The organism is Phycicoccus elongatus Lp2 (genome assembly GCF_000367525.1).
Taxonomy (GTDB): domain Bacteria; phylum Actinomycetota; class Actinomycetes; order Actinomycetales; family Dermatophilaceae; genus Phycicoccus_A; species Phycicoccus_A elongatus.
On sequence record NZ_HF570956.1, the window covers coordinates 1,490,658 to 1,516,383 of the forward strand.

Here is a 25,726-nt window from a genome sequence, read left to right on the forward strand (position 1 = left end):
GTTCGCCGGCTCGTTGGGCGTGAGGTTGGGTGGCATCAACCGCTATGGCGAGCGGGTCGAGGAGCGGGCCGTGCTCGGGGACGGGCGGCCCGTGCAGGCCGGTGACGTCGTGCGTGCCATCCACCTGGCCCGGCGCGTCGGCCTCGGGGCCGCGGCCGTCACCGCGACGGCTGCCGCCGTCCTCACCCGACGACGGGGCTAGCGGCGCGGGGCTCGGTGGTCCGCGAGGGGCCGACCACCGACGAGGTGCTCCTCGACGATGCGGGTCGCCGTGGGTGGGTCGACGTGGCCGTACCAGACGTCGTCCGGCTGCACCGTGAAGACGGGAGCCTGGTTGCACGGGAACTGGCAACCGGTCTGGACGATGAGGGCGTCGTCGTCACCGAGACCGCGCTCCATCATCGCAAGCACGAGAGCCCGCCAGGAGTCGACCGCCCCCTGGGCGGTGCACCGGGGTCCACGACAGACCAGCACCTGGTGCCGGTACCCGGGCACACGCTCCCAGGCGTCGGAGGTCAGCCCGGGCTCGGTCCCGGTGATCGGGCGGGTCTCCTCGAGCACGGTGGCCGGGTCGGTGAGCGAACGGGCCAGGCGGGTCGCGACGTGGACCTCGGGTCGAGGCCCCGTGCGTGCTCGCCACCAGTGGGCGACGATGCGCCGCAGCCAGGAGTGGGCCGGCGCGACGGGGCCGAGGTCGACCCCGACGACGCGGACGACGGCCACTCCGTCGTCCGCGAGCCGGGTCAGCTCGGCGTCGACCGAAGGGTCACCTTGCTGGAGGAAGGCCAGGGACGCGTCCAGCTCCGCGGCCGCGGAGAGCAGCTCATCGCGGCGCACGACGTCCGCGATCGACATCCCCACGACCAGCGTGGCGGGCTGGCGGACCGAACCGGTCACCGTCGGGTCGTCGACCTCAGTGGGCCGGCTGGAGCTCACGGGTCGCTGCCGGCGCCGCCTGCTGCGTCTGGAGGCGCAGCAGCAGTCCGGTGAGGACGATGCCGATGACGGCCCACATCGTCGTCAGCGTGAACAGGGAGGCGCGACGGAAGAACCACAGCGTGTCGGCCGGGAAGTCGCCGACCTCGTTGACGGTGGGGAAGGCGAGCCCGGCCACGACGACGACCACGACGTAGCCGACGAGCCCGACGACCACGGCCGTGTACGCGCCGCGGGTGGCGGCCAGACGGTTCGCGACCAGGACGGCGGCGACCGCCGCGACGACCGAGACGAGGAGGAACCCGAAGTACAGCGCCGTCCGCGTCCCGATCGTCTCGCCGTTCCCGACCGCCGGAGGGGTCGAGGGGTACTTGAGGAACGGGACGAGGGCGAACCCGACGAACCCGACGGCCGCGACGAGGGCCGTGCTGCCGCCGAGACCGATCCTCCCGAGACGCCCGGCGACCGCCGCCGCGATGAGGGAGACGACCCCGCCGATGGCGACCGAGACGGTCAGGGTGCCGGTGAGGAGGCCGACCGTGCTCTGGGTCGAGCGGGAGACCTCCGTGCCCTCCTCGTCGTGTGAGTGCGAGTGGCCGTCGTCCTCGGCGGGGGCGGGTGCCTCCGCGGCAGTGGCGGCGGCCTCCTCGAGCGAGATCGCGCGCTCGACGTGGGGCTCACCGACCGTGTAGGCGACGGCGAAGGTGGCGATGCCGGCGATGAGCCCGGCGAGGAGGCCTCGGAGGAGGATGGCGCGTGCGGTCATGACAGGTCGGTCCGTTCGGGCAGGCGAGGCGTCGTCGAGGGGACGACGCGCGTCGCGTCAGAGATCGAGGGAGCGCGGCACCGACGTCAGCCGGGCGGCGCGATGCGGGCCGGGGCCCGCGACGGTGGCGTCAGTGGCAGGGGTAGCCGAGCAGGTGGCGACCGTCGTGGACGAACTCGTGGACCGCGTTGCCCGCGGGGATGGAGATGGCACCCTGGTCGGCGCTGACGAAGAAGAGCACCAGGAGCGCGAGGAGCCCGAAGAGGAGCGCCCAGGGGGCGAGCTCACGGAGCGGGATCGAGGGGATCTCGGGGGTGCCGACGGCTGGCAGTGCAACGGACTGCGACATGTGTCCTCCTCGGGGATACGTGCGTCCCCGGGTCGATGGGTTATCGACAGGCACTCGGGTCTGGCTCCACCGCAACCACTTTCGTGGCGCGATGTCACAGTAGCGCGACTGCGCCGGACTCCCACCGGCTTCCTCGTACCTGCGTCTCGCGCACTCTAGCAGACATCGGGCGGGCCCGGCAGGGCCCGTCTCACGCGCTCCGGTCGGCCGGCATCGGCCGTGGGGTCACAGCCTGACGACCCGACCCGCGATGACGAGGTGGACCTCGTCGCAGGCTGCCCCGAGCCGCTGGTTGACCGTGCCGAGCAGGTCCCGGAACAGCCGACCCGACCGGTGGGACGGGACGACCCCCAGGCCAACCTCGTTCGTCACGAGGACGACGTCGTCGCGGGCGGCCAGGAGGGCCGCACCGTCCGCGGCGAGTGCCTCGACGGCGCGCAGGACGTCGCTCGACGGTGCCTCCCAGAGGCCCTGCTCGTCGAGCACGGCGGTCAGCCACGTCCCCAGGCAGTCGACGAGCACCGGCCCGTCGGTCGTCAACGCCATCGCGAGGTCGCGGGTCTCGAGGGTGGTCCACGACGCGGGGCGGCGCGAGCGGTGGGCCGCGATGCGCGCTGCCCAGTCCGGGTCGGGGTCCTCCTCCGGAGTCGGACCGGGTGCGACGTAGGTGACGGGACCCGCGTCGGCGAACAGGGACTCGGCGTGGCGCGACTTCCCCGAGCGGACGCCACCCGTCACGAGCACCTTCACACCGACACCGCCAGCTGCTCGATCCGGGCCACGATCTCGTCGACGGTCGTGACAACCTCGACGCCGCGTGGTGGGGCCGGACGACGGACCACGACCACGGGCAGACCGAGCCGCTCGGCGGCGTCGAGCTTCGGGCTCGTGTGGGCCCCACCCGAGTCCTTGGTCACGAGGACGTCGACGCGGTGCCCCGTCATCAGGGCCAGCTCACCGTCGACGTCGTACGGCCCACGGTCGTTGACGACGAGCCAGGTCCCCGGGACCGCCATGTCGGGAGGATCGACGACCCGAGCCAGGACGGCGTGCCCACGCAGGGGACCGACGAACTCGGGCAGGGACTGGCGGCCGACGGTGAGGAAGGGACGCGCCCCCAGGGAAGCGGTCGCCGCAGCGGCCTCGGCATGGGTGTCGACGAGGCGCCACCGGTCCCGCGGAACCCACGACGGACGCTCCAGTCGAACCAGGGGCACGTCGGTGCAGGCGGCGGCCGCGTTGGCCGAGATGCCCGCGGCGAAGGGATGCGTGGCATCGACCACAGTGTCGAACTCCGCTGCGGCCGAACGCAGTCCGGCCGCTCCTCCGAACCCTCCGATGCGGACCTCGCCCACGGGGAGGCGTGGTTCTCGCACGCGCCCTGCCAAGGACGTCGTGACGTGGTGGCCGAGGTCGACGAGGTTCGAGGTGAGGGGGCCGACCGCGATGCCCGACCTCCCTGCGGCGGTCGAGACCGCCGCCTTCCGCATCGCAGCGGAGGCGATGACCAACGTGGCCCGCCACGCGAGCGCCACCCGGTGTGAGGTCGACATCACCATCACGGGCGACGAGTTCGCGATCACGGTCACCGACAACGGTCGAGGCGCCGCGTCGACGGTGCGCTCGGGGATGGGGTGGGAGTCGATGCGCGAGCGAGCCGCCGAGCTCGGGGGGTCGTGCACGCTGACGAACGGGGCCCCGGGGACCGGGCTGTCGGTCCACGCCGTCCTTCCTCACCGGCCGTCACCGGGTCATCTGGCCGAGGGGGGCGAGAGGGCATGATCCGGCTGCTGATCGTCGACGACCACCCTGCCTTCCGTCGCGGGCTGGAGCTCATGCTCTCGGACGTCGACGACATCGAGGTCGTCGCCCAGGCGGCATCAGGTGAGGAGGCGGTCGAGCTGGCTGCACAGGCCACGCCGGACGTCGTGCTGATGGACCTGCGGATGCCCGGCCTGGACGGGATCGAGAGCACCCGCCGGCTGAAGCGTCTGCACAGCTCGCTCTCGGTGGTGGTGCTGACAATGTTCGAGGACGATGCGTCCGTCTTCGCTGCGATGAGGGCCGGCGCCCGCGGCTACGTCCTCAAAGGGGCGGATCAGGACGAGATCGAGCGAGCGGTTCGTGCAGCGGCTGCCGGTGAGGCGATCTTCGGCCCCGCGATCGCCGACCGCGTCCTCCTCCACTTCGCCCAGGGCGGCGAGCACCCGCGGGCGACGTTCCCGTCCCTGACCCAGCGCGAGCGTGAGGTGCTCTCGCTCATCGCCAACGGGAAGGGGAACGCGGCGATCGCCCACGAGCTGGGGATCAACCTGAAGACGGTGCGCAACCACGTGTCCAATGTCTTCACGAAGCTCCACGTGTCCGATCGGGCTTCGGCGATCGTCAAGGCACGCGAGTCCGGAATGGGCGGAGAGTGAGCACTGAGGTGTGCCCCGCTCGCGCACTGCCTGTGGTTGTCCACGTCGGCGTGCTGCGGGCTTGGTCGTTGGCGACCGGCGAGGCTCACCGACACAGGCGCGCGACGAGCTCCCCGTCGACCTGCTCGCCCGTCTCGACGAACCCCACGCCGCGGTAGAGGGCCGCGGCCCGATGGTTGTCGGGCCCGTACGAGAGGGCGAACCCACCGCCGGTCGCTCGGTCGGCCAAGAGGTCGAGCGCGGCGGTGACGGCGGACCTCCCGAGCCGCGCCCTTGGTGCCGGGCGTCGATGATGATGCCGCCGAGCCAGCAGCTCGCATCCTCCTCGTCGATGGCCCACAGACTGCTCCGGGGCGACGGTCAGGCGGCCACGGCCCCCCGGTTGGCCGCGTCGACCGGGACCAGTCTCACGCGAGCACCTGTCGTGGGCCGTCGCCCGGATGGGGTGCGTCCCTCATCGGCTTCGGTGGCTCTCGAGGTAGCGCAGCACGGCGAGGACGCGGCGATGGTCGGTGTTGGCCGACTCGGCCAGCCCGAGCTTGGTGAGGATACGGCTGACGTGGGTCTCCACCGTGCGCTCGGTGAGGACGAGGCGATGGGCCACACCGGCGTTGCTGAGGCCTTCGGCCATGAGCCCGAGCACCTCTCTCTCGCGTGGGGTGAGCTCCTGAAGGGCGGACCTGTTCCCGACCATGAGACGGGCGACGACCTCGGGGTCCAGTGCTGATCCCCCGGCGGCGACGCGGTCGAGGGCGGCGATGAACTCGTCGACGTCCAGGACGCGGTCCTTGAGGAGGTAGCCGAACCGTCCGCCGGCGACGAGGTGGACCGGGAGCCGGGACTCGACGTGCTGGGAGAGCAACAGCACGGCTGTGTCGGGCAGGGCCTCTCGGACCTCGGCCGCGACCCGGGCGCCGTCGTCGGCGTGGTCCGGGGGCATCCGGATGTCGAGCACGGCGACGTCCGGGCGGTGGTCCAGGACTGCCGCGAGCGCGGAGGGTGCGTCACCGGCATCGGCGACGACGTCGTGCCCGACCTCGGTGAGCAGGGCCCGTAGGCCGGCGCGGAAGAGGGCGGAGTCCTCGCCGATCACGACCCGCACGGGATCTCCGCGGTCATGACGGTGCCGCCCAGTGGTGGGCTGTGCAGGGAGAGGCGCCCGCCGAGGGCGTGGACCCGGTCGCAGAGCATGGACAGACCCGAGCCGGGGGTGATGCGTGCTCCGCCGGAACCGTCGTCGCGGACGGCCACGAGGACGTTGCCGCGGTCGCGTCGCACGGCGACCTCGACCTCCCGCGCGCCCGAATGCTTGACGGCGTTGGCCACGCCCTCGCTCGCGACGTAGTAGGCGGTGACGCTGACGTGCTCGGGAAGCTCGTCGGCATCGAAGGTCAGGCGCAGGGGGAGGGCGCTGCTCCGTGTGAGGTTCTCGAGCGCGGGGGCCAGCCCGTCGTTGAGGCTGCTGGGCCGCAGGCCGTGGGCGATCTGGCGCAGCTCGGCCACGGCGGTGGCGATCTCATCGACGGCGGAGTCGACGAGGCCGTCGAGCTCGACCGACCCGCCTGCGGCGACGCGACGCTGGGCGACGCGCAACCTCATGCCGAGGGACACCAGACGCTGCTGGGCGCCGTCGTGCAGGTCCATCTCGAGCCGTCGCCGCTCCTCGTACCCGGCACGCAGCAGCCGTTGTCGGCTCGCCTCGACCTCGCCCAAGGCGTGTCCCAGCTCGCCGCGCAGCCGGGTCGACTCGGCGACAAGAGCAGCTTCGCGCGCCACCTCCTCGGGAACAGGTGCCCGGCCCGGACTTGCCACGATCAGACCGATCTCGTTGCCCTTGAGGCGGATCGGGACACCCGTTCCAGAAACGGCGTCCCCCGCCACGTCCACGAAGTCGGCCGAACCCGGCCACCGGTAGCCCACGCGCAGCGCCGGGTCGCGCATGGCCTCGCGCAACACGGACTCGAGCTCTTCCGGTTCCCTGGAGCCGTCATGGACGTCGGTGACCAGCGCCTGGACGGCCGCGACGCCCCGGGCGCGCCGCGGGTGCAGCCGCCTCCCCAGGAAGCGCAGCAGTACGGCTCGCGCGGGCAGGAGCAGAACGACGACGACGACAGTCGCCAGCACCGCCGGTGCGGTGGAGTCCGCTCCCACGGCCAGGGCGACCGCGGACGACACGGTGGCGTGACCGGCCACGACGAGGAACGCCAGCACGGGGTAGACGGCCGCCGCCACCACCGCGCGGTCGACGTCGTAGAGGTCATGGCGCAGCATCGCCACCAAGGTGGCGGCCGGGATCGTGATGTTCATCGCGATCAGCCCACCGAGGGCGACGATGGGTGTCCCGGTGAGCAGGTAACCCGCCCAGCACAACAGGATCGTCGCCGGAACCGTCAGGCAGGCGACGAACATCCACCGCAGCCGCGCTCGTTCCAGCTCGTCGGCCGCGGCCCGGTAGCGACGACGGGTCGCCAACGCCGCAAGGACCAGGCAGGCGTAGAACACCACCAGCGCGGGGATGGCGCCGTAGCCGACCCAGTGCTCCCCGAACGGGCGCGGCCAGTCGTCCAGCGGGGGCATCAGCGGCCCAGGCGCCACCGCGAGGAAGAGGTTGAACGCGACCACCGAGAGGGGAAGGGCGATCGCCGTCCGCCGAGCCCACGCATCGTTCGGGCGGCCGTCGGGGAAGAGCAGCAGCACCATCGCGAACGGCAGGAACCAACCCATCCAGATGCCCTGGGTGAGGTTGAGGAGCTCCGCACTGGCCGCGAGGTCGCTCGGCGGTGCGGCCAAGGCGTCGGCCCAGTTGCCGTGGGCCATCTGCAGCAGGATGTTCGCTCCGGCAGCGGTGAGCCACGGGCCCACCCAGTTGCGGGGGTCGTGCCGGACTGCCAGGAAGCCTGCCGCGAACGGGACACCCGACGCGAGCACGGTACCCCCGACGATCCAGGCGCCGGCCGGATCGCCGAGGTCGCGCACCGCAACGACGGTCAGCACCACCAGCACGACAGAGACCGCCCACAGCAGGTGGGTGACGCGTCGCGGCCACGGCATGTCTCAGGCTAGAACGGCCCTCGAGCTGACGTCATCCGTACTGGCACGGACGGCAGGTCCGGTACTACCGCCCGCCGACGACGAGCCGGTTCCCCCGACCCCACCGTGGAAGTCCCAACCAGACCACTCCACAGGAGCCTCCCGTGACCACGACCCGTCACACCCCGACCCACACCGAGACCTCACCCGACACCGCGCCGCGCGACCTGCGCCGCACCTGGCGGTGGCTCGCCGCAGCCGCCCTCGTCCTTGGGCCCCTGGGCGTCACCGCCATCCGTGCCGTGATGCCCTACTGGACCGACGACACCCCCGCCGAGATGGTCGCTGGGTTCGCTGCCGACCCGGGAGCCGGGGCGCTGATGAACTGGCTCTCCCTGGTCACCACCCCGTTCCTCCTTCTCAGCGCGCTCGCGATGGGGTTTGTCGCCCGACGCCGTGCCCCCGTCATCGCGTCCTGGGGGACAGCCGTCCTCTTCGGCGCCTATGCCCTCGGCAGCGCCGTCAGCGCCCCCGACGTCCTGACCTCCGCGCTCCTTGGCCGCGGCGACGACCAGGCCTCGGTGGCCGGGAGCGCAGCCCTACTCATGGATCACCCCCCGATGCTCGCGGGCGCGCTGTCCTTCGTCATCGGCCACCTCGTCGGCATGGTGCTCGTCGCCATCGCCGTCGTCAGGGCCAAGGTCGTCCCCTGGTGGGTCGGGCTCATCATCGCCGTGGCCCAGCCCGTACACGTCGTCTCTGCCGTCGTCGTCCCGAACCGTCTGCTGGACGTCGTCCTCGGCTGGGGCGCCACCACCGTCGGCTACGCGCTCGTCGCCGGCGCCGTCCTCCGGACGGCGGACGAGGAATGGGACCTCCAGCCGCAAGCACGGTGAGGAGCCCTCGCTTGGGCCCCAAAACTCATTCGCAGTCTCGATTCCGTAACGATGCGCGCCGGGGCGTTTCAGGGCCGGAGTGGGCGCACGGATCAGAAGGCGGGGGGCTCGAATCCCTTCGGGGCCGCTCGGTCCTCTGACCACCAGTTCTGTGTTGAGACAGAGACGAAGACCCCCCACCAGCATGGTGGGGGGCCTTCGGTATGCCGCGGGGCTCAGCCCTCGCCGCTCACTGACCGAGGTTCGCCTTGAGGGTGGCCAACTCGTCCTGCATCTGGGTCGGGAGGCTCTCGCCGAACTTGGCGAGCCACTCCTCGATGAGCCCGAGCTCCACTGCCCACTCGTCCGCGTTGACCGCGAGCGCCTTGGCAATGTCCTCATCCGTCATGTCGAGGCCGGACACGTCCAGTGCGCCGGGCGCTGGCACGACGCCGACCGGTGTGTCGACGCCCTCGCCGGTGCCGTCGAGGCGCTCGATGACCCACTTGAGGACGCGAGCGTTGTCGCCGAAGCCGGGCCACAGGAACTTGCCGGCCGTGCCGTCCTCGTTGACGTCGCGACGGAACCAGTTGACCTGGTAGATCTTGGGCAACTTGGACGCATCGGCCTGCTTGCCGATTTCGAGCCAGTGCCCGACGTAGTCGGCGGCGTTGTAGCCGATGAAGGGCAGCATCGCCATCGGGTCGCGTCGCACGACACCGACCTGACCGACGGCCGCAGCTGTGGTCTCAGAGGAGAGGGTCGCGCCCACGAAGACGCCGTGGTTCCAGTCGCGGGTTTCGTAGACCAGCGGCACCGTCGTCTTGCGGCGACCACCGAAGAGGATCGCGTCGATCGGCACGCCGTTCGGCTCGTCGTACTCCTCGGCCATCATCGGGCACTGCTTGGCTGGGGTGCAGAAGCGCGAGTTCGGGTGCGAGGAGAGCTCACCGTTGTCGGGCGTCCAGTCCCGGCCCTTCCAGTCGGTCAGGTGCGCCGGCGGCTGCTCGGTCATGCCCTCCCACCAGACGTCACCGTCGTCGGTGAGCGCGACGTTGGTGAAGATCGAGTTGCCCTTCTCCACCGTGCGCATGGCATTGGGGTTGGTGTGGTCGCCGGTGCCGGGGGCGACGCCGAAGAGCCCGAACTCCGGGTTCACGGCATACAGCCGGCCGTCCTTGCCGAAACGCATCCAGGCGATGTCATCACCGACCATCTCGGCAGACCATCCCTCGAGGGTCGGATCGATCATCGCGAGGTTGGTCTTCCCGCATGCGCTCGGGAAGGCCCCGGCGATGTAGTGCGTCCGACCCTCGGGGGAGGTCAGCTTGAGGATGAGCATGTGCTCGGCCATCCAGCCCTCGTCGCGGGCCATGGCCGACGCGATGCGCAGGGCGTAGCACTTCTTGCCGAGCAGGGCGTTGCCGCCGTAGCCGGAACCGTAGGACCAGATCTCGCGGGTCTCGGGGAAGTGCGCGATGTATTTGGTGTCGCTGCACGGCCACTTCACGTCGGCGGTGCCCTCGGGGAGGGGGAAGCCGACCGAGTGCAGGCCCTTGACGAAGCCGGCGTCGGTGGCCTCCATCGCCCGCAGCACCTCGGTGCCGATGCGGGCCATGATCTTCATCGAGACCACGACATAGGCCGAGTCGGTGATCTCGACGCCGTACATGGGGGTGTCCGCGTTGAGGTGTCCCATGACGAACGGGATGACGTACATCGTCCGGCCCGTCATGCACCCCCGGTAGAGGTCGGTCATGATGGCCTTCATCTCGGCCGGGGCCTTCCAGTTGTTCGTGAAGCCTGCGCCCTCCGGCTCCGCCGAGCAGATGAAGGTGCGGTCCTCGACGCGCGCGACGTCGGAGGGGTCGGACGCGGCCCAGAACGAGTTCGGCTTCTTGTCCTCGTCCAGTTTGACGAAGGTGCCGGATTCGACGAGTTCCTGGGTGAGGCGCTGCCACTCCTCGTCGGAGCCATCGGACCAGACGACCTGGTCGGGCGTGGTGAGGGCGGCGACCTCGTCCACCCAGGCCTGAAGGCCCGCGTGGGTGGTGGCGGCGGTCATGATGGTCATGGTTGAACTGGTCCTCCTGCGCCCGCGCATGGGCGCCTCGATGTGCCCCACTCGCCCCGGTCGAGGCGTCCTGCGAGGCCTCGTGGACCGAGCTCTTTGACGTGCCTCACGCTACTCCTGTTGGCCGTTCGCCACGCCGGGGGTCACTGTTCCCGGCAGCACTTCCCGAGCATCACGCGACGCGGAAATCGTTGTGCCACAAGGTCCACGAGGCACAGGTGGGACGCAAAGGTGGAAGCGCTTGCGCACTGTGGATTGCCTCACATCCGGGGCACGCCTGCCGCCGTTCCGGTCACGCGCTCGTGCCGTCTCACCGCGCCCGGGCCCTTGGTATGCCGCGGGGCCAGCCCCGCGGCATACCGGCAATTGGGGTGTGGCACAGGGCTATTCACCACGTCCTGCGGTGCCGACAAGGGTGTGTCCCCTGCCGATGGTGCCGTCCAGCGGGCGGCGAACGTCTCGGAACGGATGGCATGGACCGGTCCATGGACACTCGTCCATCTGGTGAAATGGCACGACTGCCGCCAATGAAGGGACGACACCGATGGTCGACGTGGACAAGGTGCTGGACGACGCTGGACTGAGCAACGAGGCGGTGCGCGATTACGTCAAGCACTGGGCCGAGCACCTGCAGCCGGACCGGATCGAGGTCGTCAGCGCGGCCGACGACTCCCGCCTGATCGAGGAGGCCCTTGCGGCTGGCGAGATCCAGCCGGCGGGTGAGGGTCTCTACTATTCGCGCAGCTACAGCAAGGACACGGCACGCTCCGAGGAGCGCACCATCGTCGCGACCTCCCGCGAGGAGGACAAGGGCGTCTACAACAACTGGCGCCACTCCGACGAGATCCGGCCGATCGTCGAGGGTCACATGAAGGGCGCCTTCGCCGGCAAGACGATGTACGTCATCCCCTATCTCATGGCTCCTCCCGGCTCGCCGTCGGAGAAGTACGCCGCGGGTGTCGAGATCACCGACAACCGCACCGTTTGCCTCCACATGATCCGGATGGCCCGGGTCGGCATCGACCTGATCAACAACCTGGCCGAGCCCGACCACTTCGTGCGCGCCGTGCACGTGACCGGTGACCTGCCCAACCTCGGTCAGGGCACCCCGGAGGACAAGCGGTACTTCGTGACCGTTGCCGACGAGCGCACGATCCTGCACTTCGGCTCCTCCTATGGCGGCAACGCGCTGCTCGGGAAGATCGCTCACGGCCTGCGGCAGGCGGCCTATGACGGCTGGCGCTCACGGGAGTTCCTGTCCGAGCAGTTCATGCTGCTCGGCATCAAGGACAAGGAGACCGGCAAGCAATGGCACGTCTGCGGCGGCTTCCCGAGCGCCTCGGGCAAGACCAACCTCGCCATGACGCTGGCCCCAGATGCTCTCGGTGACCGCTACCACGTGTCCTTCTACGGCGATGACATCGCGTGGCTCTGGGTCGACCCCGACAGTGGCGAGCTCATGGGTCTCAACCCGGAGAACGGCGTCTTCGGTGTCGCCAAGGACACCAACGAGAAGACCAATCCGACCGCCCTGGACTCCATCGCGCCCGGCAGCCAGGCGCTCTTCACCAATGTCGCCTACAACGACCAGACGCATGAGGTCTGGTGGGAGGGCAAGACGCCGGAGCGCCCTGCCGACACCGCCGGCTGGATCGACTGGAAGGGTGAGCGGATCGCCGACCGCAGTCCTGACGAAGCGGGCGACCCGTGGGCGCACCCGAACAGCCGATTCACGACCAGCCTCGCCAATGTCCCCAATGTCGCGGCCGACTACAACGACCCCAAGGGTGTGCGGATCGACGCGATCATCTTCGGTGGGCGCACCCGCGACCGTGAGCCGCTGGTCCGCGCGATCACCGACCTCGCCGAGGGTGTCTACGACGGGCTCACCCTCGGCGCGGAGGCGACCTTTGCCGCCGAAGGCGTCGAGGGCAAGCTGCGCTACGACCCGATGTCCATGCGGCCCTTCATGTCGTATGCCGAGGGGCCCTACGCCCAGCACTGGCTCGACATCGTCGGTGCCGCCAAACACCAGCCGATCTTCGCGCACGTCAACTGGTTCCAGCGCGATGCCGGGGACGGTCACTTCCTGTGGCCGGGCTACCGCGAGAACCTGCGTGCCCTGCTCTGGCTGTGCCAGTTCAAGGACGGCGAGGTCACCGGCCGCCAGACCGCGGTCGGCGTCATCCCGACCGAGGACGAACTCGGCATGGAGGGTCTGGACCTTCCGCAGGCCGACCTCGACCGGATCCTCGACATCGACATCGAGCGCTGGCGCGAGGAGATGGGCCACCGTCAGGAGCACCTCGAGCAGTTCCCCAACCTCCCCGAGGAGATCTGGGTCGCCCATCGTCGGGTCGCCGAGGCGCTCGACCAGGCCTGAGCCTTCGTTTCACTCCTATGCCGCGCGCCGGGTGACCCCCCGGCGCGCGGCCGTACTTCGGGCCGGTGCGCACCCGACGACCCGAGGTGACCTGCCCCCGAAGGGGGTGCCGGAGCGTCTGCAGTTGCACCACATGACGGCGCAAGTTACATGGCTCCCCTCCCGGCGCAAGTTACATGGCTCCGGTGGTGGCGCATGTCGCATGGCTCCCCTCAGGGCGCATGCAACATGCGCACAGATGTGGCGCAACTGCAGACGTGCGGAAGGGCACTCCAGGTCCTCCCGAGCCCGCCATCTGACCGGTACTGTCGGTATCGGAAACTTGTCAACGACCAGTGGCAGCGGGCTGCGGTTAAGCAGTGGAAGGCCCCTCGTGTCCGTCTCGACCCAAATCCAGCGCTCCGCCGTGCGAGCCCTCGGCCGCCTCGGTGGACATCCATTCTTGGCTGACAAGCGGCGGCGAGCGCAGTTCGGGCGATGGCTCGGCAGTGGCGCGCATCGCGGCGTCGAGGCGCAGCAGGCCGTCGGGCGCGCCTTTGCCAAGAGAACAGGGTCCGTGCGGCCCGTTCGGCCGCACCCGACCGAGGATCACGGCGTTTTCGATCTCACCCCGACCGACGACCAGGCCATGCTGCGCGATGCGGCCAAGGAGCTGGCCACAGATGTCCTGCGACCCGCCGCCAGCGCGGCAGACAGCGCCCGCCGCATACCACCCGAAGTGGCCTCAGCCGGGGCCGCGATGGGACTCCACCTCGTCGGCGTGCCGACGACCCTGGACGGAATCGCCGAGTCGGGGACCGCAGTGACCGCCGCGCTCGTCCTGGAGGAACTGGCCCACGGCGACCTGGGCCTGGCCGTCGCCCTCATGGGGACGGCCTCGGTCGCCACCGCCCTCTCCCTCTATGGCACTCCCGCTCAGCAGGCCACCTACCTTCCGCACCTGACCGCGGAGCAGCCGATGGTCGCGGCGCTGGCGACGCAGGAACCCCAGCCGCTCTTCGACGCCACCACACCCCGCACCAACGCCACGCGCGAGGGCGACGAGCTCGTCGTCACCGGCACCAAGGCTCTCGTCGCCCGGGTTGCCGAGGCCGAACTCTTCGTCATCTCGGTGACCCATGAGGAGGCGGCACGCCTGCTCATCGTCGAGGCGAACACCCCCGGCCTGACCATCGAGGACGAGCCCGCCATGGGAGTGCGCGCCGCGGCCACCGGCCGACTCGTCCTCACCGACGCCCGCGTTCCCGCCGCCAACCTGCTGGGCAGCGCCGACGACCACCTCGACGCCCTGCGTCGATCCCGCGTGGCGTGGTCCGCGCTCGCCGTCGGCACCGTCCGAGCAGTCCTCGACCAGGTGAGCGGCTATGTCACCGAACGCCACGCCTTCGGCGAACCGGTTGCCCACCGCCAGTCGGTTGCCTTCATGGTCGCCAACATCGCCATCGACCTCGACGCCATGCGGTTGGCCACCTGGCGGGCCGCCGCGCTGCTCGACGCAGGCCAGGATGCGCGCGAGGCCGTCGCCCACGCGCGCACCCTGACCAGCGTTCACGCCCCCCGTATCGGCTCGGACGGGGTGCAACTCCTGGGTGGCCACGGCTTCGTCAAGGAGTTCGACAACGAGCGGTGGTATCGGGACCTGCGTGGGGCAGGGATGATCGAGGGAGTGGTCCTCGCTTGATCGACCTCGAGATCCCTCGCAAGTTCCGCCCACTGCTCACCCAGGCCCGCGGCATGGCCGAGGAGGTCTTCTGGCCGATCTCGCGCAAGTACGACCTGGCAGAGCACACCTATCCCGCCGAGCTCGACGTCATGGCGGCGCTCATCGACGGTTTGGGCCGTTCAGGGTCAGCTCGCGGAGCGGGCGCGACCGGCTCCGCCAAGGCGGAGACGCCAAACCCCTCGGCGACCCCCGGCGTGCGCAACGGCGCCAACCTGTCCTCGGTGCTCTCGATCCTCGAGACCGCCCGCGGCGACGTCGGCCTCACCCTCTCGATCCCGCGCCAAGGGCTGGGCAACGCGGCGATCGCCGCGGTCGCCAATGACGAACAGAAGCGGCGGTATGCCGGCCGCTGGGCGGCGATGGCGATCACCGAGCCCGATACCGGTTCCGACTCCGGCGCCATCCGCACGACCGCCGTCCGGGACGGTGACCATTACGTGCTCAACGGCGAAAAGATCTTCGTCACGGCGGGCGAGCGCGCCGAGTTGGTCGTCGTGTGGGCGACGCTGGACCGAAACCTGGGCAAGCAGGCGATCAAGTCCTTTGTCGTCGAGCGGTCCAACCCGGGCCTGCGACTGGTGCGGCTCGAGCACAAACTCGGCATTCGGTCCTCGGACACGGCCGCATTCGTGCTCGAGGACTGCCGGGTGCCTGCCGAGGACCTGCTCGGCGACGCGGAGGTCCGGACCGCCGCAGGCGGCTTCGCCGGCGCGATGCAGACCTTCGACAACACCCGACCGCTCGTCGCGGCGATGGCGCTGGGCCTGACCAGAGCCTGCCTCGACACCACGCGTGAGCTGCTGGCCGCCGAGGGCGTCGAGATCGACTGGGATCGGCCGGCGCACACCCAGTCGGCCCCGGCAGCCCACCTGATCCAGATGGAGGCGGACTACGCCGCGGCCAGACTGCTCACCCTGCGCGCGGCATACCTCGCCGACAACGGCACCCCCAACTCCATGGAGGCCTCGATGGCCAAGGCGAAGGCGGGCCGGACGTGTGTCGAGGTCGCGCTGGCCTGCGTCGAGCTGTGTGGAGCCACCGGCTACGGCGAGCGAGAACTTCTCGAGAAATGGGCCCGGGACGCCAAGATCCTCGACATCTTCGAGGGGACCCAGCAGATCCAGTTGCTCGTCGTCGCGCGGCGGCTGCTCGGTCTGTCGAGCAGTCAACTGAAGTAGCCGGGTGCGGCGCGCACGGAAAAATCCGCTTCGGCACCCCGACCTACCGCACCAACGGCAACCTGATCCTCTCGGCAGCACCCTTGCACGTCCTCCAGGAGGCGGGTCAGGTCGACGAGGCCGGCGAGATCACCGCATCCGGCGCGGCCGCCGGCGTGCAGAAGGACTGCTCGGGCGACACCTGCGGCTACTACCAGTGGGTGGGATCCAGAGCTACACCCAGGAAGGTCGTTCAGCGGCATACACCGCGACCTGCTCGGGGACAACGCAGTTCAACAGCTTCTACGGTGACGGCATCGTCAACGCGTTGAACGCCGTGAGCCGCTGACAGCTCCCGCTCCACCCGCTCCACCCGGACGTCCGCGGTTTTTCGTTGCCACAGCGACGGAAACCGCGGACGCCGGCGTTCAGGAGGCGAGCCAGATCCCCAGGTATGCCGCGGGGAGACCGAGCGCGAGGCTGAGCGCTGCGTTGGCGACGACCTCCCGGCGCCGGCCGTCCTCGAAGGCCGACCACAACTCGAGGGCAAGGGTCGAGAACGTCGTGTAGGCACCGCAGAAGCCGATGCCGAGCAGGGCCAGCCAGCCCCCGTCGGCCGCCGCGCCCGCGAGCACGCCGAGCACGAAGGAGCCGAGCAGGTTGACGGCGAGCGTGCCGCCGGCCGGGGTGGCGCCGAAACGCTCACGCAGCCAGTGATTGGTCAGGTGTCGTCCGGCGGCACCGACGGCGGCGCCGAGGGCGACGAGGAGAGCCGTCGTCACGGATCCTCCTGTGCGCCGGAGATGTCCGGCCAGGTGCGGCGACCGATGAGGCTGCCCAGGCCGACGGCCAGGATGCCGACGACGAAGGTTGCCGCGACATAGAGGAGGGCCAACTGCTCGTGGCCGTCGCCGAGTCGGACGGTGTCGACGGCGAGCGTCGAGAAGGTCGTCCAGCCACCGAGGACACCGACCCCGACGAAGGGTCGCGCCAGGCGGTGTGCCCCCGGATGGGTGACCAGCCAGGCCACGAGCAGTCCCATCGCGAGGGACCCCGACACATTGACCAGGAAGGTTGCCCACGGAAACGTGCCGGGGGCGTGGGGGAGAGCCAGCCCCGCGGCATACCGTCCGAGGGAGCCGACGACCCCACCGGCGGCGACGACCGCCACCGTGCGGGGGTCCGGCGCGGCCATGGAGTCAGGCGCGCTTGGTCTCGAGGAAGTCGGCGATGCGGCCGATCGCCTCGGTGAGGACCTCGGTGTCGGGGAGGGTGACGAGCCGGAAGTGGTCGGGCGCGAACCAGTTGAAGCCGGTGCCGTGCGTGACGAGGATCTTCTTGGCGCGCAGCAGGTCGATGACGAACTCCTGGTCGTCGTCGATGGGGTAGACGTCGGGATCGAGGCGCGGGAAGCAGTAGAGCGCGCCGCGCGGCTCGACGCAGGAGACGCCGGGGATGTCGTTGAGCAGGCGGGAGGCGAGCTTGATCTGCTCGTAGAAACGACCGCCGGGGACGATGAGTTCGTTGATCGACTGGTAGCCGCCGAGGGCGGTCTGGATCGCGTGTTGCGCAGGGACATTCGCGCACATCCGCATGTTGGAGAGCAGCGTGAGGCCCTCGAGGAAGTCGTTCGCCATGTGCTTCGGGCCGCTGATCATGACCCAGCCGGCGCGGTAGCCACAGACCCGATAGGCCTTGGACAGACCGGAGAAGGTGAGGGTCAGGACGTCGTCGCCGGCGAAGCTCGCGACGTGATGCATGACCGGCATGGTGCCGTCGGCGTCCTGGTAGAGGATCTTCTCGTAGATCTCGTCGGCCATGAGGACGAGATCGTGGCGGCGCGCGATGTCGACCAGGCCCTTGAGGATGTCCTCGCTGTAGACCGCTCCGGTCGGGTTGTTGGGGTTGATGACGACGAGCGCGTGGGTGTTCGGGGTGATCTTGGACTCGATGTCCTCGAGGTCCGGGTTCCAGCCGTTGGACTCGTCGCACTTGTAGTGGACCGGGGTGCCGCCGGCGAGGGTGACGGCGCCGGTCCACAGCGGGTAGTCGGGCGCGGGCACGAGGATCTCGTTGCCATCGTCGATGAAGGCGGTGAGCACCATCGAGATGAGTTCGGAGACGCCGTTGCCGATGAAGACGTCCTCGTTCTTGGTGTCGCGCAGGCCGCGGGACTGGTAGTACTGCGCGACCGCGGTGCGGGCGGAGTAGATGCCGCGGCTGTCGGAGTAGCCCTGGGCGTCGGGCAGGTTGTGCACCATGTCGGCGACGATCGCCTCGGGCGCCTCGAAGCCGAAAGGTGCCGTGTTGCCGATGTTGAGCTTGAGGATCTTGTGGCCCTCTGCCTCGAGCCGCTGGGCCTCGACGAGGATTGGCCCCCGCACGTCGTAACGGACCTTGTGCAGCTTGCGGCTCTGGACGATCGGCTTCATGAGGGGATTGTTTCAGGCCGGGTATGCCGTGCGCCCCCGGGTTTCGTGGTGCGTCACCTTCCAGCGTCTGCAGTGCCGTTGCGCATATTTTCGCCAAGGATGCCCTCGAGGACTTCCGCACCTCGGGTGAGCCCGGTCTGTCTGGACCCTCAGGTGACGCGTCGGATCCGGCGTTCCTGACGCAGCGAGGGCAGGCGCCGGACGATCCAGTGGCATTGGCCAATCTGCTGGTCGGGTGCGCGACGTTCGGCCTTGCCGGAGCGCCGATATGCGGCGCTGCGGAAGAGAGGCGGTTGTTTCGCGCTCCGAACCGGTGCTGCTCCCCGGACGGCCAGCCTGACCAAGGCGACGTCAGTCCTTGACCGCCATCTCGCCAAGGGCGCTCCACTCGTTGCCATTGACCTGGACGTTGATGATGTCCGGCGTGCGGGAGAGCAAGGGCGGGATCTCCAGTTGGGCCTTCTTGAAGTGTGCCGAGTTGACGTGCTCTGCCGGGGCATCGCCCTCCTCGAAGGCCTCGACGAGGATGAACTCGTCCGGGTTGTCGACGGACCGGCTCCAGTCGAACCAGAGGTTCCCGGGTTCGGCCCGGGTGGCCGCGGTGAAGTCGGCGACCTGGTCGAGGAAGGTGTCGCGAAACTCGGGCTTCACGTGCCACTTGACGACGATCAGGATCATGGAAAGTCTCCGGGACTCGGGGGCAATGTGGTTGCGCTTGATCTTAGTTCGATCGAGGCTGAACCAGGATCGTCGTCGTCACGGACGTGACCGCGGGCCGGCGCGGTGTCGACGAGAACCCGAAGCGGCACGGTGGGTCGACCGGTGCCAAGCCCCCGAGATCGACGCCGTCGATGGAGCCGCTCAGGCTGGTGATCGCGTGGAGGTCGGTGGCGGCGTAGTACTCGCGACGGTGGCCACCGGCGGTTCCTCGGGTCCGCACGCCACGCATCAGGATCCGTGCGACCGGGTCGGTGAGCAGGGTGACGGCCGGCCGGGTGGAGAGTGCTCGGGGAGTGGCGTGCAGGAGCCGACCCAGCGGCATACGCGCGCCAAGAGTGAACTCGACGCGCAAGGACGACGAGTCGACCACCCAGCGGTGTGACCCGGCCACCGTGACGGGCTCCACGCGAATTTCGTCGAAGGTGTAGGTCGTGCTGACATAGTCGGCCACGACCTCGGTGGGGGCGAAGAGGAGCCGATGGCCATCGGCGTGCTCGACCATGGCGTCGGCGAACTGGCCGATCGGCGAGGTGTCCCAGCGGCCGATGACGACACGGGTGCCGCTCGTGCTTCCCAGGCCGGCGATGCGCCCAGTGAACGTGTCGCGGCGCCGACGGGCGAACGGTCCGCTCAGTGACGGACCACCATGACCGGGCAGGTGGCGGTCTCGAGGACCTTGTGCGTCACCGAGCCGAGCAGCATCCCTCGGAAGCCACCGCGGCCCCGGCTGCCGACGACGAGCAGGCTGGAGCGTGCGCTCTCCTCGGTGAGCACCTTGGCCGGTGAGCCGCGGACGACCGCGACCTCATGGGGGATGTCGCTCCAGTCCCGGGGGACGAGCGAGAGTTGCTTCTCGACGACTGAGCGGTAGCGGTTCTCGACGGAGCGCCAGGCGTCGGTGCCGGGCGTGGTCACGACCATCCCGTCGACGACCTCGACATTCCAGGTCGTGACGATCCGCACCGAGGTGTCGCGCAGGTGGGCGATCCAGAAGGCCCGATCGAGCGCGTTCTGCGAGGCAGGGCTGCCGTCGACCCCGACGACGACCGGCCCTTCGGCATCGGTGCGCGAACCCTCGGGGAGGATGACGACCGGGCAGTGGGCATGCATGGCGACCGCGAGAGCCGAGCGGCCGAGGATGAGGCGCTCGAAGCCCGCCACACGCCGAGACCCCACGACGAGCAGGTGGGCGCCCTCCGAGGCGGCGATGAGTTCACGGTCCGAGCTGCCGGTCGGCGACGTGCCCGTGACCTGCACGTCGGGGAACCGCGCACGGGTGCCCGCGAGGGCGGCCTGGAGGAGGGTGTCCGTCCCGCCGTCCATGGCCGGCACCGAACCACCGATGAGGTCCGGGGCCACCAACTCCGCGGTGAGGTTGAGGGCATGGACGAGCACCATGGGCCGCCCGGTCCGCATCGCAGCCCCCGCGCCCCAGGCGATGCAGGTGGCGTCACGCTCACTCCCGTCGATCCCGACGATCACAGGGGACGCTGGAGTGTTCAGGTTTTCCTCGGTCATGGTCGCTCCCTCGCCGCCTACCAAGCCTGTCCACACAGTATGCCGGGTGGCCCGAATGGGGGAGCGAGTGAGAGCCACCTCGTCACCGATTCGCCACATGCAGCAACGTCCTTTCTGGGCGCCGTTCAAGGAACGCCTGTCCCGGTGCGATCACCGGCCCACTCGACAGGCTGTTGTCCGCACACTCTCGGGCGGTGCGGGGCGCGTCGCGCGGAACGCAAACGGAGGGACGAGGGCGACGGCTAGGGTCGCGTGCATGAGGGCGAGCAGGTCGGTCGAGCAGATTCGAGACGCACTGCGGGCTCTCCAGGCACGAGACCTGCCCTCGCACGGAGGCCGCACGCTGGCCTACGTCTATGACTCCGGGCTGGCCGAGGCCGACGCCATCGGGCTGGAGGCCCTCTCGATGTTTGCTGGCTCCAATGGGCTGGACCCGACGGCTTTTCCCTCGCTGCTCGCGATGGAGAACGATCTGGTCGGTGTGGCCTCTTCGGTGCTCCGAGCGCCGGATTCGGTGGTCGGATCGGCCACCTCGGGTGGGACCGAGTCGGTCCTCCTCGCGGTCCTGGCGGCGCGTGACGGCTCCGGACGTCGAGTAGGGGATGCCAGCATGGTCATCCCGACGACGGCCCACGCTGCCTTTCACAAGGCTGCTCACTACTTCGGCGTCGAGGTGATCATGATCGACGTCGACCCCGTGACCTTTCGCGCGGATGCCGGGGCCATGGCGGACGCCATCCGCGAGGACACCGTGCTCATCGTCGGGTCCGCACCGTCCTACGCCCACGGCGTGATCGACCCGATCCCGGAGATCGCGGCGATTGCCGCCGATCGCGGGCTCCGATGCCATGTCGACGCCTGCATCGGCGGCTGGGTCCTGCCCTTCCTCGACGACGTCCCGCCGTGGACCTTCGCTGTGCCCGGCGTGACGAGCATCAGCATCGACCTGCACAAGTATGCCTACACCCCGAAGGGGGTTTCCCTTCTCCTGCATCGTGATTCGTCGCTGCGCAAGGGTCACTTCTTCGCCTCGGCCGACTGGCCCGGCTACACGATGCTCAACTCGAGCATGCAGTCGACGAAGTCGGGCGGACCCCTGGCGGCAGCGTGGGCCGTGGGCCAATGGATCGGTGTCGAGGGCTACGGCGCCTTGGCGGTGCGCGCCCGCGGTGCCGCGCTCGAGATCGCGAGGCGAGCACCCGGCATACCCGGTTTGCGGTTGCTGGTGGCGCCCGACTCCACTCTCGTGACCCTCACGACGGACGACTCGTGCGACGTCTTCACGATCGCCGACGAGATGCTGTCGCGGGGGTGGTACGTCCAACCCCAGATGGCGTATGCCGGGGCGCCGGCGAGCCTGCACCTCACCCTCTCTGCGGCGACCGCCGAGTCCGTGGATGAGTTCTTGGCGGCGCTGGCCGAAGCGACGCAGGCGGCTCGTGCGGCAGGGCCTGTTTCGGTGGACTCGGGCCTGGCTGCCGCGGCTGTGGCGCTCGATCCGGAGACTTTGTCCGACAACGACTTCGATGGGCTGCTCGCACTGGCCGGGCTCGCAGACGGTGACGGAGCGCTCGACCTGCCCGAGCGGATGGCGCCGGTCAACGCCCTGCTCGACGTGGCGCCGCCGCGGCTGCGTGAGGCACTGCTCCTCGCCTTCCTCGACCGGCTGTCCCGACCCACGGCACACTGAGGGACCAGGAGGCAACAGATGACAGACGTGACCGACAAGCCCGGTGCAGGCCTCACCGAGGCTGACCTCGCGGCTCTCGTCGACGAGGTCGGCGCCGCGGAGGTGGTCCTCGACCCCTCGGCGATGGAGGCCTATCGCTGGGATTGGTCCCGCTTCCCCGGCGCCGGGATGCCGTGCGCTGTCGTCCGCCCGCGTGACGCCGGGCAGGTGCAAGCGGCGGTGCGCTGGGCGGCGCGCCGCGGCATACCCATCGTGCCGCGAGGCGCGGGGACGGGCTTGGCCGGCGGCTCCAACGCCGTCGAGGGCGGGCTCACGATCAGCCTCGACCGGATGGCAGGGATCGAGATCGACCCGGCCACGCGCACGGCCGTTGTCGAGCCGGGCGCGCTCAACGCCGCCGTGAAGCAGGCCGCCCGTGAGCACGGTCTCTGGTATCCGCCGGACCCGAGTTCCTATGAGATCTGCTCGATCGGGGGCAACATCGCGACCAACGCCGGTGGCCTGTGCTGCGTGAAATACGGCGTGACGACCGACTACGTCCTCGGCCTCGACGTCGTGCTCGCCGACGGGCGCCTGATCACGTTGGGCGGCAGGAGAATCAAGGATGTTGCCGGTCTGTCCCTGATCAAACTCTTCGTCGGGTCCGAGGGCACTCTCGGGATCGTCACCAAGGTCACCCTTCGGCTGGTGCCCTCTCCGCCACCGGCGGCCACGCTTGTGGCGACCTTCCCGACGGCGCGGGCAGCGGCTGAGGCGGTTGTGGCGATGGGCCGACAACTGCGCCCCTCGCTCGTCGAATTCATGGATCAGCGCGCCGTCAACATCACCGAGGACCACCTGCGCATGGGTCTGGACCGCTCCGCCGGTGGCCTTCTCGTCGTCCAGTGCGACTCGCCGGGAGCCGCCCGCACCGAGGAGATCGAGGCCGTCGAGGCGATCTGTGTGTCGGCAGGTGCCACCGAGGTCTTCGCGACCGACGACCACGACGAGGGCGAGGCCTTCCTGGGTGCCCGACGCGCCTTCTTCCCGGCGTGCGAGGGTCGAGGTGCCCTGCTCGTCGAGGACGTCGGCGTGCCGATCCCGGCGTTGCCCGACCTCATCGACGGGATCGCCGAGATCGCGCGGCGACACGACACCGACATCCCGGTCGTGGCTCACGCCGGCGACGGCAACACCCACCCGAACCTCATCTATGACGCGACCGACCCGGCCGCTCGCGAGCGCGCCGAGCGCGCCTTCAGCGAGATCATGGAACTTGCCATCGGTCTCGGGGGCACCATCACCGGCGAGCACGGGGTCGGCCGGGCCAAGGTCGGCTCCCTGGCCGCCCAGCTCGGGCCCGACGTCATGGAACTCACCCGCACGATCAAGGACGCCCTCGACCCGCAGGGCATCCTCAACCCCTCCTGCGCCATCTGACACCGCACCAGAACTGCACAATTGTGAGTTTTCGGTGGGGGTCCGTCCGGCGGGCGCACGGAGGCCGGACAGTGCGAGGTGAGCCCGCGGCATACCGACATGGTTGCGAGTGAGTCCGGATGGGGGTGGGATGGAGGAGCTCCCACTCGGAAAGGTCGACGATGACCACTGCAGTTCCCCAGACCACCGCCTCGCACGCGATCGGCGAGACCACGCCGGCGCTGCTCACGGGCACCATCTCGGCCAACCTGGACGCGACGATCGCGCGCTTCGGCGACCGCGAGGCGCTGATCGACCGCGCCCAGGGCATCCGGTGGACGTATGCCGCATTCGGCGCCGAGGTGGACCGGCTCGCCCGGGCGTTGATGGCCGTCGGACTGGCGAAGGGCGATCGCATCGGCATCTGGGCGCCCAACTGTGCGGAGTGGACGGTCACCCAGTATGCGACCGCCAAGCTCGGCGCCATCCTCGTCAACATCAACCCCTCGTATCGCACTCATGAACTCAGTTATGTGTTGCGGCAGGCCGGAATTCGCATGCTCGTCATCGCGCCGAGTTTCAAGACGAGCAACTATGTCGCGATGACCGAGGCGGCCCGGCATGAGTGCCCCGATCTCGAGGAGGTCTTCGTCATCGGCGAGTCCTCATGGACTGACCTGCTCGCTCATGCCGACGAGGTCACGGACGAGGCGCTCGCGCAGGTCGCTGCCACCCTCGACGAGAACGACCCGATCAACATCCAATACACATCGGGCACAACCGGATTCCCCAAGGGCGCGACGCTGTCGCACCGCAACATCCTCAACAACGGTTATCTCGTCGGCGAGGTCTGCCGCTACACCGAGGAGGACCGGATCTGCATCCCCGTGCCCTTCTACCACTGCTTCGGGATGGTCATGGGCAACCTCGCGGCCACCTCGCACGGGGCCTGCATGGTCATCCCGGCCCCGGGCTTCGACCCCGCGCTCACACTGAAGGCGACGGCCGACGAGCAGTGCACATCGCTCTACGGCGTGCCGACCATGTTCATCGCTGAATGGGGCATGACTGACTTCCCGTCCTACGACCTGTCGAGCGTGCGCACGGGGATCATGGCCGGCTCGAACTGCCCCGCCGAGATGATGAAGAAGCTCATCGCGGCCGGCATCGACGAGATGACCATCTGCTACGGCATGACCGAGACCTCACCGGTGTCGACCCAGACGCGCACGGACGACTCCTTCGAACGCAAGGTCGGCACGGTCGGCCGCGTCGCCCCGCATGTCGAGATCCGGATCGTCGACCCGATCACCCTCGAGACGGTGCCCCGCGGCATACCGGGGGAGTTCTGGACCAAGGGCTACTCGGTGATGCTCGGCTACTGGGGGCAGGACGACAAGACGGCCGAAGCCATCGTCGACGGGTGGATGCGCACCGGTGACCTCGGCGTCATGGATGACGACGGCTATGTGCAGATCACCGGGCGGATCAAGGACATGGTCATCCGGGGCGGGGAGAACGTCTATCCGCGCGAGATCGAGGAGTTCCTCTACACCCACCCCGACATCCTCGACGCCCAGGTCGTCGGAGTGCCGGACGAGAAGTACGGCGAGGAACTCTGCGCCTGGATCCGCATGCGGGAGGGCGCCCCGCCCCTGGACGCGGGGGCGGTGCGAGAGTTCGCGACCGGGAAGTTGGCGCACTACAAGATCCCGCGCTACGTCAAGATCGTCGACGACTTCCCGATGACCGTGACCGGCAAGGTGCGCAAGGTCGAGATGCGCCAGCAGAGCACGGAGGAACTGGGTCTGGGCTGAGTCGTCCGCTGTCGCGTCGGTGCAGGTCAGGGGCGGATCGGGTCAATTGGACCTCGCCCACGGGGTAGGTTCGACCCAGCACGGTCGCATGTCCTGACAGTCCCTAGCGAGAGTGGCCCCATGAAGCTCGTCTACCTGCTCCCGATCATCCTGCTGATCCTCTTGGCACTGGTCATCTGGTGGTTCATCCGCAGCTCGAATGCCCGCCGCGACGAGCTCGCCCGGGAAGAGGCGCACGCCCTGCGCCAGGAGGCGGCCGCGCGCCACGAGGGGACCCTCGCCGGGCAGCGCGCCTATGCCGAGCAGGCCGAGCAGCGCCATGCGGAGGTGAACGCCCAGGCGCAACGAGCCGCCGAGGCCCAACGCGCTGCGGAGGCGGAGGCTGCGGAGGCCGAACGGCGCGCGAAGGGAGCAGCTGCCGCTGCGGCAGCCGCGGCC

At 69.6% G+C, this 25,726-nt stretch carries 26 protein-coding genes and 1 pseudogene; 12 read left to right on the plus strand and 15 right to left on the minus strand.

Features of this window, described 5'->3' with window-relative positions; translation table 11 throughout:
* A pseudogene (locus BN10_RS07025) lies at nt 1–202 on the plus strand (cobalamin biosynthesis protein); the annotation flags it as partial.
* Here the strand turns inward: BN10_RS07025 and BN10_RS07030 are convergent.
* From BN10_RS07030 to BN10_RS07050, 5 genes are all read right to left on the minus strand, one after another.
* Nucleotides 199–936 carry a (2Fe-2S) ferredoxin domain-containing protein gene (locus BN10_RS07030; RefSeq protein WP_010850520.1) on the minus strand — a complete coding sequence of 246 codons (738 nt, stop codon included), beginning with the start codon at nt 934–936 and terminating at the stop codon, nt 199–201. The pseudogene BN10_RS07025 and the gene BN10_RS07030 sit on opposite strands and share 4 nt — an antisense overlap.
* On the minus strand, nt 914–1,702 hold the full coding sequence (locus BN10_RS07035) for a CbtA family protein (RefSeq protein WP_010850521.1): 789 nt from the start codon (nt 1,700–1,702) through the stop codon (nt 914–916). The genes BN10_RS07030 and BN10_RS07035 overlap by 23 nt, the downstream gene beginning before the upstream one ends.
* Nucleotides 1,703–1,832: 130 nt before the next feature.
* Nucleotides 1,833–2,051, minus strand: a complete 219-nt coding sequence (locus BN10_RS07040; protein ID WP_010850522.1) for a CbtB domain-containing protein — start codon at nt 2,049–2,051, stop codon at nt 1,833–1,835.
* 225 nt (nt 2,052–2,276) lie between these two features.
* Nucleotides 2,277–2,789 carry a bifunctional adenosylcobinamide kinase/adenosylcobinamide-phosphate guanylyltransferase gene (locus tag BN10_RS07045; RefSeq protein ID WP_233354280.1) on the minus strand — a complete coding sequence of 171 codons (513 nt, stop codon included), beginning with the start codon at nt 2,787–2,789 and terminating at the stop codon, nt 2,277–2,279.
* An 8-nt stretch (nt 2,790–2,797) separates the two neighbouring features.
* Nucleotides 2,798–3,541, minus strand: coding sequence for a cobalt-precorrin-6A reductase (locus BN10_RS07050; RefSeq protein ID WP_051369821.1), 744 nt, complete (start codon nt 3,539–3,541; stop codon nt 2,798–2,800).
* Between BN10_RS07050 and BN10_RS07055 the strand changes: the two genes are divergently transcribed.
* Together BN10_RS07055 and BN10_RS07060 are read left to right on the plus strand one after the other, a co-directional pair.
* Nucleotides 3,498–3,833: a sensor histidine kinase gene (locus BN10_RS07055; RefSeq protein WP_010850526.1), complete on the plus strand. Its 336-nt coding sequence runs from the start codon at nt 3,498–3,500 to the stop codon at nt 3,831–3,833. The genes BN10_RS07050 and BN10_RS07055 overlap by 44 nt on opposite strands.
* Nucleotides 3,830–4,471 (plus strand): response regulator transcription factor, encoded by a 642-nt coding sequence (locus tag BN10_RS07060; RefSeq protein ID WP_010850527.1) that lies wholly within the window; start codon nt 3,830–3,832, stop codon nt 4,469–4,471. Before BN10_RS07055 ends, BN10_RS07060 begins: the two co-directional genes overlap by 4 nt.
* Before the next feature lie 85 nt (nt 4,472–4,556).
* Here the strand turns inward: BN10_RS07060 and BN10_RS17290 are convergent, their stop codons facing one another.
* From BN10_RS17290 to BN10_RS15690, 3 genes are all read right to left on the minus strand, one after another.
* On the minus strand, nt 4,557–4,700 hold the full coding sequence (locus tag BN10_RS17290) for a hypothetical protein (protein ID WP_010850528.1): 144 nt from the start codon (nt 4,698–4,700) through the stop codon (nt 4,557–4,559).
* Nucleotides 4,701–4,925: 225 nt separating this feature from the next.
* Nucleotides 4,926–5,573, minus strand: a complete 648-nt coding sequence (locus tag BN10_RS07070) for a LuxR C-terminal-related transcriptional regulator (protein WP_010850529.1) — start codon at nt 5,571–5,573, stop codon at nt 4,926–4,928.
* On the minus strand, nt 5,561–7,522 hold the full coding sequence (locus tag BN10_RS15690) for a sensor histidine kinase (RefSeq protein ID WP_010850530.1): 1,962 nt from the start codon (nt 7,520–7,522) through the stop codon (nt 5,561–5,563). The genes BN10_RS07070 and BN10_RS15690 overlap by 13 nt, the downstream gene beginning before the upstream one ends.
* 143 nt (nt 7,523–7,665) lie before the next feature.
* On the opposite strand from BN10_RS15690, the gene BN10_RS07080 reads away from it, so the two are divergent.
* Nucleotides 7,666–8,397: a hypothetical protein gene (locus BN10_RS07080; protein ID WP_010850531.1), complete on the plus strand. Its 732-nt coding sequence runs from the start codon at nt 7,666–7,668 to the stop codon at nt 8,395–8,397.
* A gap of 229 nt (nt 8,398–8,626) precedes the next feature.
* Here BN10_RS07080 and BN10_RS07085 read toward each other — a convergent pair whose 3' ends face one another.
* Nucleotides 8,627–10,450, minus strand: coding sequence for a phosphoenolpyruvate carboxykinase (GTP) (locus BN10_RS07085; RefSeq protein ID WP_010850533.1), 1,824 nt, complete (start codon nt 10,448–10,450; stop codon nt 8,627–8,629).
* Between the two features lie 544 nt (nt 10,451–10,994).
* Between BN10_RS07085 and BN10_RS07090 the strand changes: the two genes are divergently transcribed.
* The 4 genes from BN10_RS07090 to BN10_RS17970 all read left to right on the plus strand — a co-directional run bounded on the left by BN10_RS07090 (nt 10,995) and on the right by BN10_RS17970 (nt 16,062).
* Nucleotides 10,995–12,833 (plus strand): phosphoenolpyruvate carboxykinase (GTP), encoded by a 1,839-nt coding sequence (locus BN10_RS07090; RefSeq protein WP_010850534.1) that lies wholly within the window; start codon nt 10,995–10,997, stop codon nt 12,831–12,833.
* Nucleotides 12,834–13,275: 442 nt separating this feature from the next.
* The gene (locus tag BN10_RS07095) at nt 13,276–14,514 is read left to right on the plus strand and encodes an acyl-CoA dehydrogenase family protein (protein ID WP_233354283.1); all 1,239 of its coding nucleotides are present in this window, start codon (nt 13,276–13,278) and stop codon (nt 14,512–14,514) included.
* Nucleotides 14,511–15,734 (plus strand): acyl-CoA dehydrogenase family protein, encoded by a 1,224-nt coding sequence (locus BN10_RS07100; protein WP_010850536.1) that lies wholly within the window; start codon nt 14,511–14,513, stop codon nt 15,732–15,734. Before BN10_RS07095 ends, BN10_RS07100 begins: the two co-directional genes overlap by 4 nt.
* 196 nt (nt 15,735–15,930) lie before the next feature.
* Nucleotides 15,931–16,062, plus strand: coding sequence for a hypothetical protein (locus BN10_RS17970; RefSeq protein WP_267878869.1), 132 nt, complete (start codon nt 15,931–15,933; stop codon nt 16,060–16,062).
* A 79-nt stretch (nt 16,063–16,141) separates the two neighbouring features.
* Here the strand turns inward: BN10_RS17970 and BN10_RS07105 are convergent, their stop codons facing one another.
* The 6 genes from BN10_RS07105 to BN10_RS07130 form a co-directional block, all read right to left on the minus strand.
* The gene (locus BN10_RS07105) at nt 16,142–16,495 is read right to left on the minus strand and encodes a fluoride efflux transporter FluC (protein WP_010850538.1); all 354 of its coding nucleotides are present in this window, start codon (nt 16,493–16,495) and stop codon (nt 16,142–16,144) included.
* Nucleotides 16,492–16,908, minus strand: a complete 417-nt coding sequence (locus tag BN10_RS07110; protein WP_010850539.1) for a fluoride efflux transporter FluC — start codon at nt 16,906–16,908, stop codon at nt 16,492–16,494. Before BN10_RS07110 ends, BN10_RS07105 begins: the two co-directional genes overlap by 4 nt.
* Before the next feature lie 4 nt (nt 16,909–16,912).
* Nucleotides 16,913–18,145 (minus strand): pyridoxal phosphate-dependent aminotransferase, encoded by a 1,233-nt coding sequence (locus tag BN10_RS07115; RefSeq protein WP_010850540.1) that lies wholly within the window; start codon nt 18,143–18,145, stop codon nt 16,913–16,915.
* A 351-nt stretch (nt 18,146–18,496) separates the two neighbouring features.
* Nucleotides 18,497–18,823 (minus strand): putative quinol monooxygenase, encoded by a 327-nt coding sequence (locus BN10_RS07120; protein WP_010850542.1) that lies wholly within the window; start codon nt 18,821–18,823, stop codon nt 18,497–18,499.
* Between the two features lie 43 nt (nt 18,824–18,866).
* On the minus strand, nt 18,867–19,367 hold the full coding sequence (locus BN10_RS07125) for a hypothetical protein (protein WP_010850543.1): 501 nt from the start codon (nt 19,365–19,367) through the stop codon (nt 18,867–18,869).
* Nucleotides 19,368–19,495: 128 nt separating this feature from the next.
* Entirely contained in the window at nt 19,496–20,383 is an 888-nt protein-coding gene (locus BN10_RS07130) for a universal stress protein (RefSeq protein ID WP_156917164.1), read from the minus strand.
* 256 nt (nt 20,384–20,639) lie between these two features.
* On the opposite strand from BN10_RS07130, the gene BN10_RS07135 reads away from it, so the two are divergent.
* From BN10_RS07135 to BN10_RS17295, 4 genes are all read left to right on the plus strand, one after another.
* A complete protein-coding gene (locus BN10_RS07135; protein WP_010850545.1) occupies nt 20,640–22,073 on the plus strand; it encodes a pyridoxal phosphate-dependent decarboxylase family protein in 1,434 nt (477 codons plus the stop codon).
* 18 nt (nt 22,074–22,091) lie between these two features.
* On the plus strand, nt 22,092–23,492 hold the full coding sequence (locus BN10_RS07140) for an FAD-binding oxidoreductase (RefSeq protein ID WP_010850546.1): 1,401 nt from the start codon (nt 22,092–22,094) through the stop codon (nt 23,490–23,492).
* 161 nt (nt 23,493–23,653) lie between these two features.
* Nucleotides 23,654–25,288, plus strand: coding sequence for an AMP-binding protein (locus BN10_RS07145; protein WP_010850547.1), 1,635 nt, complete (start codon nt 23,654–23,656; stop codon nt 25,286–25,288).
* A 120-nt stretch (nt 25,289–25,408) separates the two neighbouring features.
* On the plus strand, nt 25,409–25,726 hold a 318-nt coding region (locus tag BN10_RS17295; protein ID WP_040751037.1), incomplete at its 3' end, for a hypothetical protein.

Coding starts and splice junctions, on each gene's coding strand:
- BN10_RS07035 (WP_010850521.1), bottom strand. CDS start 1,702: ATGACCGCACGCGCCATCCTCCTCCGAGGCCTCCTCGCCGGGCTCATC.
- BN10_RS07040 (WP_010850522.1), bottom strand. CDS start 2,051: ATGTCGCAGTCCGTTGCACTGCCAGCCGTCGGCACCCCCGAGATCCCC.
- BN10_RS07055 (WP_010850526.1), top strand. CDS start 3,498: ATGCCCGACCTCCCTGCGGCGGTCGAGACCGCCGCCTTCCGCATCGCA.
- BN10_RS07050 (WP_051369821.1), bottom strand. CDS start 3,541: ATGCGGAAGGCGGCGGTCTCGACCGCCGCAGGGAGGTCGGGCATCGCG.
- BN10_RS07060 (WP_010850527.1), top strand. CDS start 3,830: ATGATCCGGCTGCTGATCGTCGACGACCACCCTGCCTTCCGTCGCGGG.
- BN10_RS15690 (WP_010850530.1), bottom strand. CDS start 7,522: ATGCCGTGGCCGCGACGCGTCACCCACCTGCTGTGGGCGGTCTCTGTC.
- BN10_RS07085 (WP_010850533.1), bottom strand. CDS start 10,450: ATGACCATCATGACCGCCGCCACCACCCACGCGGGCCTTCAGGCCTGG.
- BN10_RS07090 (WP_010850534.1), top strand. CDS start 10,995: ATGGTCGACGTGGACAAGGTGCTGGACGACGCTGGACTGAGCAACGAG.
- BN10_RS07110 (WP_010850539.1), bottom strand. CDS start 16,908: ATGGCCGCGCCGGACCCCCGCACGGTGGCGGTCGTCGCCGCCGGTGGG.
- BN10_RS07115 (WP_010850540.1), bottom strand. CDS start 18,145: ATGAAGCCGATCGTCCAGAGCCGCAAGCTGCACAAGGTCCGTTACGAC.
- BN10_RS07120 (WP_010850542.1), bottom strand. CDS start 18,823: ATGATCCTGATCGTCGTCAAGTGGCACGTGAAGCCCGAGTTTCGCGAC.
- BN10_RS07125 (WP_010850543.1), bottom strand. CDS start 19,367: ATGGTCGAGCACGCCGATGGCCATCGGCTCCTCTTCGCCCCCACCGAG.
- BN10_RS07130 (WP_156917164.1), bottom strand. CDS start 20,383: ATGACCGAGGAAAACCTGAACACTCCAGCGTCCCCTGTGATCGTCGGG.
- BN10_RS07135 (WP_010850545.1), top strand. CDS start 20,640: ATGAGGGCGAGCAGGTCGGTCGAGCAGATTCGAGACGCACTGCGGGCT.
- BN10_RS07140 (WP_010850546.1), top strand. CDS start 22,092: ATGACAGACGTGACCGACAAGCCCGGTGCAGGCCTCACCGAGGCTGAC.
- BN10_RS07145 (WP_010850547.1), top strand. CDS start 23,654: ATGACCACTGCAGTTCCCCAGACCACCGCCTCGCACGCGATCGGCGAG.